At 47.7% G+C, this 13,345-nt stretch carries 12 protein-coding genes; 11 read left to right on the plus strand and 1 reads right to left on the minus strand.

The genetic code is table 11. The features are described from left to right. Window positions 1–55 precede the first annotated feature (55 nt). The 7 genes from IS446_RS09270 to rodA all read left to right on the plus strand — a co-directional run bounded on the left by IS446_RS09270 (window position 56) and on the right by rodA (window position 7,770). Window positions 56–511 (plus strand): GAF domain-containing protein, encoded by a 456-nt coding sequence (locus tag IS446_RS09270; protein ID WP_203060073.1) that lies wholly within the window; start codon window positions 56–58, stop codon window positions 509–511. Window positions 512–614: 103 nt separating this feature from the next. Next, on the plus strand, window positions 615–2,147 hold the full coding sequence (gene purH / locus IS446_RS09275) for a bifunctional phosphoribosylaminoimidazolecarboxamide formyltransferase/IMP cyclohydrolase (RefSeq protein WP_203060075.1): 1,533 nt from the start codon (window positions 615–617) through the stop codon (window positions 2,145–2,147). Between the two features lie 52 nt (window positions 2,148–2,199). Continuing rightward, window positions 2,200–3,228: a rod shape-determining protein gene (locus IS446_RS09280; protein WP_203060076.1), complete on the plus strand. Its 1,029-nt coding sequence runs from the start codon at window positions 2,200–2,202 to the stop codon at window positions 3,226–3,228. Between the two features lie 68 nt (window positions 3,229–3,296). Next, window positions 3,297–4,073: a rod shape-determining protein MreC gene (gene mreC / locus IS446_RS09285; RefSeq protein WP_317192193.1), complete on the plus strand. Its 777-nt coding sequence runs from the start codon at window positions 3,297–3,299 to the stop codon at window positions 4,071–4,073. Next, complete coding sequence (gene mreD, locus IS446_RS09290; protein WP_203060080.1) at window positions 4,063–4,572, plus strand: rod shape-determining protein MreD; 510 nt, start codon at window positions 4,063–4,065, stop codon at window positions 4,570–4,572. Before mreC ends, mreD begins: the two co-directional genes overlap by 11 nt. After that, window positions 4,569–6,500, plus strand: a complete 1,932-nt coding sequence (gene mrdA / locus IS446_RS09295; protein WP_203060081.1) for a penicillin-binding protein 2 — start codon at window positions 4,569–4,571, stop codon at window positions 6,498–6,500. Before mreD ends, mrdA begins: the two co-directional genes overlap by 4 nt. After that, a complete protein-coding gene (gene rodA, locus IS446_RS09300) occupies window positions 6,493–7,770 on the plus strand; it encodes a rod shape-determining protein RodA (protein ID WP_203060083.1) in 1,278 nt (425 codons plus the stop codon). Before mrdA ends, rodA begins: the two co-directional genes overlap by 8 nt. Before the next feature lie 440 nt (window positions 7,771–8,210). On the opposite strand, the gene IS446_RS09305 is transcribed toward rodA, so the two are convergent. Continuing rightward, window positions 8,211–10,334 (minus strand): carboxy terminal-processing peptidase, encoded by a 2,124-nt coding sequence (locus IS446_RS09305; protein WP_203060085.1) that lies wholly within the window; start codon window positions 10,332–10,334, stop codon window positions 8,211–8,213. Window positions 10,335–10,592: 258 nt separating this feature from the next. Here IS446_RS09305 and surE point away from each other — a divergent pair, with 258 nt between their 5' ends. The 4 genes from surE to IS446_RS09325 are packed head-to-tail and all read left to right on the plus strand — an operon-like array spanning window position 10,593 to window position 13,329. Continuing rightward, complete coding sequence (surE, locus tag IS446_RS09310; RefSeq protein ID WP_203060087.1) at window positions 10,593–11,366, plus strand: 5'/3'-nucleotidase SurE; 774 nt, start codon at window positions 10,593–10,595, stop codon at window positions 11,364–11,366. After that, the gene (locus IS446_RS09315) at window positions 11,359–11,640 is read left to right on the plus strand and encodes a hypothetical protein (protein WP_203060089.1); all 282 of its coding nucleotides are present in this window, start codon (window positions 11,359–11,361) and stop codon (window positions 11,638–11,640) included. Before surE ends, IS446_RS09315 begins: the two co-directional genes overlap by 8 nt. A gap of 9 nt (window positions 11,641–11,649) precedes the next feature. After that, complete coding sequence (lpxB, locus tag IS446_RS09320; protein ID WP_203060090.1) at window positions 11,650–12,762, plus strand: lipid-A-disaccharide synthase; 1,113 nt, start codon at window positions 11,650–11,652, stop codon at window positions 12,760–12,762. A 21-nt stretch (window positions 12,763–12,783) separates the two neighbouring features. Continuing rightward, window positions 12,784–13,329, plus strand: coding sequence for a C40 family peptidase (locus IS446_RS09325; protein WP_203060092.1), 546 nt, complete (start codon window positions 12,784–12,786; stop codon window positions 13,327–13,329). Window positions 13,330–13,345 lie beyond the last annotated feature (16 nt).

The raw sequence follows: 13,345 nt of genomic DNA on the forward strand, positions 1-13,345 counted from the left end.
CCTCAAGGTTTTTTAGAAGATATGGAGTAACTTCGCAGGCAAAGAATTTTACGCTATGAACTTAACAACACTAAAACCCGAGATCGACCGCATCATTACCGATCAGGATCGCAACACCGACGCCAAACTCACCGGCATTTGCGAGCTACTTCAAAGTAACGTAGACTACTACGACTGGGTAGGCTTTTACTTCAAGAACGGGGACAAACCTGAACTCAAGCTTCGCGCCTATGCCGGAGAACCTACCGACCACACCATCATACCATTCGGCAAGGGTATCTGCGGACAGGTAGCTGTTTCCAATGCCAATTTCGTCGTACCCGATGTAAAGGCACAGGACAACTACATTGCCTGCAGCATCCACGTAAAGGCCGAGGTGGTGATCCCGCTTTTTGTCAATGGCGAGAACATTGGTCAGATCGACATCGATTCACATACTCCAGATCCTTTCACCCCGGAAGACGAGGCGTTTTTAGAATACGTTAACGAACAGGTGGCTACCATTCTTTAATTGGCAAAATAGCCTTAGAAAAATTGCGATTTTTTTATGTCCGCCCCGGGTGGAGTAATCCATAAAAAAAATTATTTTTGCAACCTTAAACAACACCGTTAAAATGAGTGACTTAAAAAGGGCAAAATCGGCCTTAATTTCCGTTTTCAGCAAAGAAGGACTAGAACCCATCGTTAAAAAACTTGACGAACTGGGTGTAACCATTTATTCGACCGGAGGAACTGAGGCGTTCATTCGCGACCTTGGAGTCGATGTGATCGCGGTAGAAGATGTTACCAGCTACCCCTCTATTCTTGGCGGGCGTGTAAAAACACTTCACCCTAAGGTGTTCGGAGGTATCCTGAACAGACAGGACCACGAAGGCGATGTTGCTGAAATGGAGCAGTACGAGATCCCACAACTGGATATCGTCATTGTAGACCTTTACCCTTTTGAAAAGACCGTTGCCAGTGGTGCCGGAGAACAGGACATCATTGAAAAGATCGACATCGGTGGTATTTCACTCATTCGCGCTGCTGCGAAAAACTTTAAGGATGTGCTCTGTGTTTCCTCTATGGAACAATACAGCGAGGTGCTGGAGATGCTTAATGCCGGAGAAGGTAACATCGCTCTTGCAGACCGCAAGCGATTTGCCGCTAAGGCTTTCAATGTATCTTCTCACTACGATACCGCCATCTTTAACTACTTTAACCAAAGCGGTGAAGAAACCGTTCTTAAGGTAAGTCAGGACAAAGGGCAGGTGCTTCGCTACGGAGAGAATCCGCACCAGAAAGGATATTTCTACGGCGACCTGGAAGGCATGTTCGACAAGCTCCACGGAAAGGAACTTTCATACAACAACCTTCTCGATGTAGACGCTGCGGTAAACCTCATTAATGAATTCCGCAATGACGAACCTACCTTCGCTATCCTGAAACACAACAACGCCTGTGGTGTAGCTACAAGACCTACCATCAAAGAGGCTTATGTTGACGCCCTTGCCGGAGACCCTGTGTCGGCTTTTGGAGGGATCCTTATTGCCAACAAGGCCATAGACGAGGCTACGGCCGAAGAGATCCACAAGCTTTTCTGCGAGGTGGTGATCGCCCCGGCTTACGACGCCAAGGCACTGGAGATCCTCAAAGGCAAGAAGAACAGGATCATCCTTGTACAGAAAGACGTTACCCTGCCTGAGCAGTCGGTAAGAACCTGCCTGAACGGATTCCTGGTTCAGGACAAAGACCTGAAAACAGACGCCATGGAAGATCTTAAGCACGTAACCAAAGTGCAGCCGCAAGCCGAAGAGATCGAAGACCTTCTGTTCGCTTCTAAGATCTGTAAGCACACCAAGTCGAATACCATCGTTCTGGCCAAAGGAAAGCAACTCCTTGCCAGTGGTACCGGACAAACCAGCCGGGTAGATGCCCTTAGACAATCTATTGAAAAAGCCGGATCGTTCGAATTCGACCTTAAAGGAGCTGTTATGGCCAGCGACGCCTTCTTCCCTTTCCCTGATTGTGTGGAGATCGCAGACCAGGCCGGTATCACCTCTGTGATCCAACCCGGAGGGTCCATTAAAGACCAGTTGAGCATTGATTATTGCGACGCTCATCAAATGTCAATGGTATTTACGGGAACCCGCCATTTTAAACATTAATTTATTACATTTGGAAGATTAGAACATTTCCAAATTAACACCAGAATCATCCATGGGATTTTTTGATTTCTTAACCGAAGAGATTGCTATCGATCTGGGTACTGCTAATACCCTGATCATCCATAACGATAAGGTAGTAGTGGATAGCCCCTCCATTGTTGCCCGCGATCGTATTTCCGGAAAAATTATTGCTGTTGGTAAAGAAGCCAACATGATGCAGGGTAAGACCCATGAAAATATAAAGACCGTTCGTCCGCTTAAGGATGGCGTTATTGCCGATTTCGACGCTTCAGAAAAAATGATCAATATGTTCATCAAGGGCATTCCAGCCCTGAAGAAGCGCTTTTTACAACCCACTCTCCGCATGGTGATCTGTATCCCTTCAGGGATCACAGAGGTGGAGATGCGAGCGGTAAAAGAATCGGCCGAACGCGTAAACGGTAAAGAAGTATATCTGATCCACGAGCCTATGGCAGCAGCCATAGGTATCGGATTGGATATTATGCAACCCAAAGGGAACATGATCGTTGATATAGGTGGAGGTACCACTGAGATCGCCGTGATCGCCCTGGGAGGGATCGTTTGTGATAAGTCGGTAAAGATCGCGGGAGACGTATTCACCAACGACATTATCTATTACATGCGTACCCAGCACAACCTTTATGTTGGAGAAACCACTGCCGAGAATATCAAGATCGCCATTGGTGCGGCCACCGAAGACCTGGAGGTACCGCCGGAGGAGATGAGCGTTCAGGGTAGAGACCTGCTTACAGGAAAACCTAAACAAGTACAGATCTCTTACCGGGAGATCGCCAAAGCCCTCGACAAATCGATCCTCCGTATCGAAGATGCTGTAATGGAAACCCTTTCACAAACCCCGCCGGAGCTGGCTGCCGACATCTACAACACCGGGATCTACCTGGCAGGTGGAGGATCTATGCTCAGAGGACTGGACAAGCGTATTTCTCAAAAAACAGACCTTCCGGTTTACATTGCCGAAGACCCGCTACGCGCCGTGGTTAGAGGTACCGGGATCGCTCTGAAGAACATTGAAAAATACAAACCCATACTCATCAAATAGGAGAAGGCTGAAATATGCAACAGATCATCAATTTTCTAATAAGGAACAAAACCTTTATTACATATTTGGTGCTTCTGTTCATTGCCCTTGGGCTTACTTTTAACGCACATTCGTACCACAATACCAAGTTCGTAAATTCGGCCAACCGGATCACCGGAGGTGTTTACAATACCACCGATGCCATATCCGATTACTTTCACCTGAAAGAATACAACGAACAACTGGTAAAAGAGAACAGGGAACTGCGAAGCAAGCTATTCAACACCCCCGCGTCAAGCACAGAGAGAGCTCAGCTTCCGCCAGGTGACAGCCTGCAAGAACGCTTCAAGGTGTATCCGGCAACTGTGATCAAGAACTCTTATTCCAAAGAGCGCAACTACCTGCTGGTTGACCGCGGATCGAGAGACAGTGTTGGTCAGGACATGGGAGTGATCACCAGCCAGGGACTGGTAGGGATCATCGAGAACACCTCTTCCGGTTACGCCACGGTACAATCGATACTCAACACCCTTTCTGAGATCAATGCGAGCGTTAAGAACACCAATAACTTTGGCTCCCTGCGTTGGGACGGAAACGCTCCCGATGTCGTACAGCTCGTAGACATTCTAAGGGCAGCTCCAATCAAAGAAGGCGACACCATTATCACCGGCGGTATGTCGAGCATTTTCCCAAAAGGAGTACCTATCGGGACCATTCGCGACTTTACCCTCGACATCTCCGAAAACTACTACATTATTAATGTAGCCCTGTTTAACGATATGACCACCCTGGATCACGTGTATATTATTGAGAATCTCGACCGCGAAGAGATCCTGAACCTCGAAAACACCACCAATGAACAATAGTAGTCTTTCAAACGCCCTATTCTTCATCACACTTGTTTTCCTGCAGGTGACCCTCTTTAATCGCATCGATTTCTTAGGATACCTCAATCCGTTCATATACATTCTCTACCTGGTGTATCACCCATACGACAAGGAAAATCGCATTCCGTTCATCTTTACTGCTTTTCTGCTGGGACTCTGCATCGACATCTTTAGCGACAGTGGTGGCGTACACGCTGCAGCTACCCTTACCACCGCCTTCTTCAGGCCGGTCATTTTACGCTGGGCTTTCGGACTGAGCTTCGACCACCAGACCATCAAGATCGGAAAAACCACCTTCGGGCAGCGCTTTAACTATTTGATCCTTTTAATTTTAACACATCATTTGGTGCTATTCACTCTTGAGATCTTTAGTTTTGCCCACCTGGTCATTCTGCTTAAAAAAACGATCTTTTCGACCATTTTCACCTTATTGTTGTGTTTGATCTTTGTTTCGCTTTTCAGTAAAAAAAGAACATGAAGAAACTGCTGCTATCCTCCATTATCATTCTTACTGCCATTACCTACATTGGCAGGCTATCGTACCTGCAGCTCATAGATAACACCAATCAGAATCCGCTGGAAGACACCGCAATCAAAGCCGTATACGACTATCCGGAACGGGGCCATATCTACGACCGGAACGGAAAACTTTTGGTGGCCAACCAGCCGTCTTATGACGTCATGGTGATCCCCAGGGATGTCAAAACCCTGGACACGACAGAATTCTGCAAACTCCTTCGCATTAACAAGGAAGATTTTAAAAGAAAATTTAAAAAGGCCTACACCTATTCACCGAGACTCCCCTCTGTATTTGTTCCTCAACTGTCGAAACTGGAATACGCCAGACTACAGGAAAAAATGCGCAAGTACGAAGGGTTCTACATTCAGAAACGTTCCCTGAGACACTATCAGACCGATGTGGGATCCAACTTCCTGGGGTACATTAGTGAGGTGAACGACAGAGACCTGAAAAGAAATCCGTATTACCAATCGGGTGAGCTTATTGGTCGCCAGGGGGTAGAGCAACAATACGAAGAAGCGCTTCGCGGACAAAAAGGGGTGAAGTTCATTCAGAAAGACCGCTTTAACCGGGTTATCGGGCCCTACAAGAACGGTACCTTCGACACCCTTCCCGTTCAGGGTAAGGACATATACCTCACCATAGACCAGCAACTACAGGAATACGGTGAGCAACTCATGCGAAACAAACGCGGTGGTATCGTTGCCCTGGAACCGGATTCCGGAGAGATCCTCGCACTGATCTCGGCACCGAGCTACGACCCGGCCCTTTTGGTAGGGCGACAACGCTCCAGGAACTATACCCAGCTCTATTACGACTCTATCGCCAAACCGCTATACGACAGAGGTCTCATTGCGCAGTACCCTCCCGGATCGCCCTTCAAGACCCTCAATGCCCTTATAGGCCTTCAGGAAGGTGTGATCGATGAGAATACCACCTTTACCTGTTACCATGGTTACCGGTATGGAAGAAACTCCTTTATGGGCTGCCATTGTGTTTCGGGAAGCAGAAACAACCTTAACCGTGGGATCTATGAGTCTTGCAACGCCTATTTCGCCAACGTATACCGACGTACTCTGGAAAAGTATCCCGATGCCAAAACGGGATTGGCCAAATGGGAGGAACACGTGCGCAGTTTCGGACTGGGAAATTACCTGGGTTACGACCTGCCTAACGGGAAACCGGGAAAAGTACCTTCACCGGAGCTTTACGACCGGTATTACGGAGAGAACAGATGGTTTTCTACCAACACCCTGTCGAACGCCATCGGACAGGGAGAGGTGCTTACCACCCCGATACAGCTGGCCAATCTAACGGCCATTATTGCTAACAGGGGATATTACTACACACCTCACATCATCAAAGAGATCGAGAACGATACCATTGATAAATCCAAATACCTTACCCCCCATTACACCACCATTGATGCGGAACATTTTGAACCCGTGATCAAAGGAATGAACGATGTGTACAACAAGGGTACGGCCAAATGGATCAAGATCCCCGGGATCGAGATCGCCGGAAAAACAGGTACAGCAGAGAACTTCACCAAGATCGACAGTGTACGCGTACAGCTTACCGACCACTCCATATTTGTGGCCTTCGCTCCTGTTGACGACCCTAAGATCGCCCTGGCCGTATTTGTGGAGAACGGGTATTGGGGAAGTCGTTGGGCAGGAAGGATAGCCGGATTGATGATCGAAAAATACCTTAAGGATACCATAGAGAGTAAACACCTTGAAAAATATGTTCTCGAAGGTAGCCTGGAAGAAGAATATGAAAAGCCCCTGAGCGGGAAGCCCTTTAGCATAAACGACGGTGCAAAGATCATGTATCCTCCGGGATACGGCCCATATAAACCCAAATCGACCCGATCGAATGAGTAACAGACTTGACTGGTTTAGCATAATCCTATACATCCTCCTGGTGGCCATAGGGTGGCTCAATATCTATTCAGCTACCTATAGCGGAGATACCGCCTCCTCTGTGATCGACATGAGTACTATGTACGGTAAGCAAATGATATTTATCGGGGTGAGTATCGTCCTGGCCATAGTGCTGGTATCTGTAGAAGCCAAGTTTTACGAACGCTTTGCAGGGGTGATCTACCTGGTCTCCATGCTTTCTCTGCTGGGACTCTTTCTCTTTGGTAAGAACGTTAACGGTGCTACCTCCTGGTACGCTATAGGCGGCATGACCCTGCAACCCTCGGAGTTCGCTAAAGCGGCTACTGCCCTGGCTCTGGCAAAGTTCCTAAGTGACATACAAACCAATATTACCACCGATAACAAAGACCTGGTAAAGGCCATAGGGATCATGATGTTCCCGGCATTGCTCATCATTCCTCAACCCGACCCCGGAAGTGCCCTGGTATATACATCCCTGTTCTTTGTATTACACCGGGAAGGGGTCTCACCCCTCTACCTATACCTGGGCTTCATGGCCGTGGTACTCTTCGCCCTTACATTGATCTACGGACCCCTGTGGGTGATCCTGGGGATCTGCACGCTATTGGGCTTCCTGTACTATTTTATGAACCGCAAGAAAAAGCGCATTAAGCTCTATCAGCTGGCCGCGGTGATCATGGTTATGGCACTCTATTCCTATTCGGTAAACTTTATCTTTGAGAATGTATTCGAGCAACGTCACCGCGACCGTTTTAGCCTGTGGCTGCGCCTGGAAGACGACCCGGCAAAACTGGACGTGATCAGAAAGACCATTGGCTATAACACCTATCAAAGTGAGGCCGCGATAGGGTCCGGTGGGGTCTACGGAAAAGGGTTCCTTGAGGGCACCCGCACCAAAGGTGATTTCGTACCCGAACAGCACACCGATTATATTTTCAGTACCGTGGGAGAAGAATGGGGCTTTATAGGCTCTGTAGCTGTGGTGATACTTTTCACAGCACTCATCCTGCGGATCATCTTCATCTCCGAAAGACAAAAATCACCCTTCAGCAGAATGTATGGGTATGCGGCGGCAGCGATCCTTTTCTTCCACTTCGCTATCAACATTGGTATGGTGATCGGCCTGCTGCCCACCATCGGAATCCCCCTGCCCTTCTTTAGTTACGGAGGTTCGGGACTCCTCGGATTTACCATGCTGCTCTTTATTCTCCTCAAGCTCGATTCTAACCGGATCAATGAGTGGATATAGGGAGTTATGAATTTATGCGGAATTGCCAAATTGCTGAATTGCGAAATTGCGGAATTGCTGAATTGCAGTTTTGTAGAATTGCGGAATTGCAAAAACGATGGAAATACCTCATAGCCAACACATATGAACCTCTAACTCTCGACGCTCTATATTTGACTTTCAAACGGGCCTTCCAACTCCTGGTAGGGTTATAAGGAGATAAGATTAAATGGTCATGAGGTGGGGGAATTTTAAAATTCACCAATAAGCCTTCATTTATACGCTATATTTCAACCTTCCAACCCCTTCCGCCTTTACCATCTTACGGTATTCCTGCGCATCAGCTGGCACCTCACTATACTCTATTCCCTACTCCCTACTAACCACTCCCTACTAACACTACCCCAAAAAAAACGCCACGGAGGTTTCCGTGGCGTTTTTTTTATCCTTTTTCTCTTTTCTTAATTCTTCATTCCGCTGCGTTCGGCTAGCTTTCCTTGCTTGATATCACTCATTCTAAGATCTTCAAGCACATTGATAGCTTCTTCCATATACACATCGCCGGCGAGGTCTTTATACCACCGCTCGCGCTTTTTCTTCAGTACACTATCCTGCTCCATCAAGGCGATCTCGTAACTAAGAGGCTGGAACTTTAATCCGGTCTCATATTCTCCGATCTTGGTAAAGCGCTTGGCATCTTCCTCGTCTTTCTCCACATCGGCTTCGAAAGCAGCGAGGTTAAGCGGGATCACTTTTTCTTCACGACGATCCCTGATCCATTTCGCATTCTCGTCGATAAGCTTCAATTGTTCATTGGTAGCTATACGGGCTTTAGATCTAGAAACAGCTGCCTGTAGATCAACACTGGGCTCCCACTTCTCGAATGGCACCGGGTCTATCTTATCCCATGGCAGCGGATTCTCCTGATCGCGTTCACCGATAGGGCTGTACGCATACTTATCCGGAACCACCACATCGCTCTTAACGCCCTCCAGTTGGGTTGATCCCCCGTCAATACGATAGAACTTCTGGGTGGTAAGCTTCAATGCTCCTACATCACCAAAATCGTTATCTCCTCTAAGAAACTGGTTAAGGTCTATCAGGTTTTGTACGGTTCCTTTTCCATAGGTTTGACTACTTCCTATCACAATGGCTCTCTCGTAATCCTGCATGGCTGCAGCGAGAATCTCTGATGCCGAAGCAGAGAGCTCGTTCACCAGGATCACCAATGGCCCATCCCACTGAATACGGTCGTCTTCATCGGCGAGCACCTCTTTACCGCGACCTGTTGAGCGCACCTGTACCACAGGCCCCTCTTTAATGAACAATCCGGCAATATCAACAACGGTCTTAAGCGAACCACCACCATTATTTCTTAGGTCAAGCACCAATCCTTCTACCCCGCTTTCCTTGAGTCTTTCGATCTCCAAGGCCACATCGGTAGCTGCATTGCGCTCTTCATAATCGGTAAAGTCAATATAGAATTTAGGAAGATTGATCAATCCGTAACTACGTCCGTTTCTCTCGATCACAGATGACTTGGCATAGGTCTCTTCGATCTCTACCACATCACGGGTAATAGTGATCACTTCAATACTCCCATCAACACCTCTGACGGTCAATTTCACTTCTGAACCTTTTGGGCCTTTGATGAGCTTAACCGCATCGTCAAGACGCATCCCCACAACACTTACCGGTGTTTCATTTCCTTGAGCTACCTTGGTGATCACATCACCCACCTCAAGATCTTCACCTCTCCATGCCGGTCCTCCGGATATAATTTCTGTTACGCGAATATTATCGTTACGCTTTTCAAGGCGGGCACCGATCCCTTCGAACTTACCGGACATACTCATATCAAAACGGTCTTTATCTTCGGGAGCGAAATAGAAGGTATGCGGATCGAACTCCTCTACAACAGCGTTCAGGTAGATCCCGAACCAATCTTTACGTTGCAGGTCGTCGTAGATATCAAAGAACTCTGAAAAGGTCTGCTCCACATTCTCACGGGCAGTCTCTTCCAATTCAGCGATCTCGTAAGCCTCATCGGCCTCTTCTTTTTCTCTTTTAGCAGGCAGCAGTCGCTCCAGGGTGCTCAGCTTTAATTGAAGCTTCCAGCGATCCCAAAGTTCGTCGCGCGTGTTCACATAATCGAGCTTGTCGTAATCGACATCGATCGCTTCATCCTTATTAAAATCGAACGGCTCCTCGAGCACTTTCTTGTACATGACGTTTGCCTCATCCATACGCTTGAGCAAACGCTCATAGGTAAGACTAAAGAAACTCAGATCTGAGGTCTTAAGCTGATCATCGATCGCATTTCTGTACGCTTCGAATTCCTCGATATCCTCCTTGAGGAAGAATCGCTTGAGCGGATCAAGCGCTTCAATGTAACGATCGTAAACACGCGATGAAAAATCATCGTCCAGCTCTTCAGGATTGTAATGTCCTTTTTCGAGCACGTAGGTGATCAGATCAACCAGTAACTTATCCTTATCCGGGTTGTCGAATGTCTTATTGGTAAAACTGCAGGAGGCTGCAGAAATAAGCATCGCTGCCAAGAAATAAACAAACTTCCTTTTCATAGATATCAATTTTATAACCCGACCAGTTGCGGGTGGTGTTTTCCGGAAAACCTCGGGTTTCCGGTATTGGTGATTCTTTCTTTTCCTCTTTTTCCTCTGAAACCTCCCTGTTAGAGAGGTCTCGAAAATTCCGGGAACAACTAAAATAAAGAAAAAATCATGCCATATGATTTGGAGCAAACTAATTTTTTGTTAAATGCCCGCTTCACAGGACTAAAGGCATAAAATGATTAATTTAGCACCTTAAGAGATCAACCTATGGAAAAGAAACCACTCATTCTGGTCACGAACGACGACGGGATCACTGCTCCGGGCCTGAGAACCCTTATTGAGATCATGAAAAAGATCGGAGATGTGGTCGTGGTCGCACCAGATAAACCTCAGAGTGCCATGGGGCATGCCATTACGGTAAACTCTACCCTTTATTGCACCCCATTCAAAAATGGTCAGGAACACGAAGAATACAGCTGTAGCGGCACACCTGCCGATTGTGTGAAACTGGCGGTAAGGGAGATCGTTCCCAGAACCCCGGATATTTGCGTGAGCGGCATCAACCACGGCTCGAACTCGTCTATCAACGTGATCTACTCAGGCACCATGAGTGCTGCAGTAGAAGCAGGGATCGAAGGCATACCTGCCATCGGATTCTCCCTTTGCGATTACTCATGGGACGCCAATTTCGAACCGGTGAGAGAGCATGTAGAGGCCATTACCCGCAAGGCCCTTGAAAATGGCATCCCAAAAGGGGTGGTGCTTAATGTGAATTTTCCCAACCTTCCCGAAGGCGGGATCAAAGGCATACGCGTTTGCAGACAGGCCAAGGCCAATTGGGTAGAAGAGTTCGATAAGCGTACCAACCCTATGGGTAAGGATTATTACTGGCTCACCGGAAAGTTCGTCAACCTGGACGGTGGAGAAGATACCGACGAATGGGCTCTTGAACACGGCTATACCTCTGTGGTTCCCGTGCAATTTGACCTTACGGCCCACCACAGCATACAACACCTAAACACCTGGAAACTTAATGATTAAAAAAGAGATCGCTACCGGATTCGCCGTCGGACTTATTGCCAATGTCTTCGGTGCCGTACTTTACCTGCTTATCTTTTCAGATTACGGACTCGAAGACAGTCTGATGATCGCCCGGGAACAAGGCCACCTCGGAAGTGTGATCGCCCTGGGCGCCCTGCTCAATATGGCAGCATTTTTCGGATTTCTGAAACTCAAGAGAGATCACCGCGCCAAAGGCGTGCTTATCGCCACGCTTTTAAGCGCTTTCGTGATCTTATTGCTTAAAATATTTTAATACGACCCGATGAAGTATTACCTCATAGCCGGAGAAGCCTCAGGAGACCTGCACGGATCTAATCTGATCAAAGGGCTGGCCAAGATAGATGAGCATGCCGCTTTTCGCTGTTGGGGCGGAGACCTTATGGAAGCCGCCGGAGCTACCCTGGTAAGGCACTACAAAGAACAGTCGTTCATGGGCTTTTTTGAAGTGATCAAGAACCTGCCCGCCATTTTCAGAAATATACGCTCCTGCAAGGAAGATATCGAAAGCTACGATCCCGATGTGATCATATTTATTGATTATTCCGGATTTAACCTTCGCATCGCCCAATGGGCCAAAGAAAAGGGGTATAAAACCTTTTACTACGTTTCCCCACAGGTATGGGCTTCAAGGGAAGGACGCATCAAAAGGATCAAGAGAGACATCGATGAGATGTTCGTGATCCTGCCCTTTGAAAAAGACTTCTACGAAAAGAAACACAACTACCCAGTAAATTTTGTGGGACACCCCCTGCTCGATGCCATCGCACAGCAGGAACGCACCCCACCTGAAGATTTTCGCAAAGAGTTCGATCTGGACGAGCGTCCGATCATTGCCCTGCTCCCCGGGAGTCGCAAGCAGGAGATCACCAATATGCTGGAGGTCATGCTTAGTGTAGCTGCATCGTATTCAGAATACCAGTTCGTGATCGCAGGAGCACCCAGCCAGGATTATGAATTTTACCAGCAGTTCATTGGTAAGAGCAACGTTTCTTTTGTTACCGGGAGAACCTACGACCTGCTGCACGCCTCCAAGGCTGCGCTGGTGACCAGTGGTACGGCCACCCTGGAAACGGCATTACTTAAAATACCACAGGTGGTATGCTATAAAGGGAACTGGATAAGCTACCAGATCGCCAAACGCATTATCACCCTCGATTATATTTCTCTGGTGAACCTGATCATGAACAGGGAGGTGGTAAAAGAACTCATCCAGGATGAGTTTAATACTTCCCGATTAAAAGAAGAATTCGACAAGATCCTCGACCCCGAAGTAAGAGCGCGCATTGCCAAAGACTACGACGAGCTGGAACAAAAACTGGGTGGTACAGGCGCCAGTCAGGAGGCCGCCAGACTCATGTTCGAAAAAATTTCATAAATTTCGGCAAGCCCTTTATTGATGAGATCTACATTACTACTTGTTCTAACTACCCTGCTGCTGGCTTCCTGTGGCGGATCTAAAAAAGCGGTCTCTAAGGCCGCACCTACCGTGCGTATTGAAGCCGGAGAAGCACATCTTCCGGAAGAAAGCCCCACCATTGAAGCTAAACTTCCGGAATTCGCCCCCTGGGTGAACACGGTGATCCATACCGCTATGTCCTATCACGGTACCAGGTACAAATATGGCGGAACCACCAGGAAGGGAATGGATTGTTCCGGTTTGATATACACCAGTTTCGGGGAAGCCAATATCGACCTGGAACGCACCTCGGCCGCCATGGCGCAACAAGGGGAGAAAGTAAAACTCAAAGAAGTTCAAAAAGGCGACCTCTTATTCTTTAACACCGGCAGAGGCAAACGCATTAACCACGTTGGCCTGGTGGTAGAAGTTGATTCCGGAGAGATCAGATTCATACACTCCACGACCTCCAGAGGTGTACTGGTATCTTCACTGAGGGAAGGCTATTGGAATCACGCCTTTAACCACGCCAGACGAATAATGTAGATTATTTTCTATATTA

Origin of the sequence: Robertkochia sediminum (genome assembly GCF_016786255.1) — a bacterium.
Classification (GTDB): Bacteria; Bacteroidota; Bacteroidia; order Flavobacteriales; family Flavobacteriaceae; genus Robertkochia; species Robertkochia sediminum.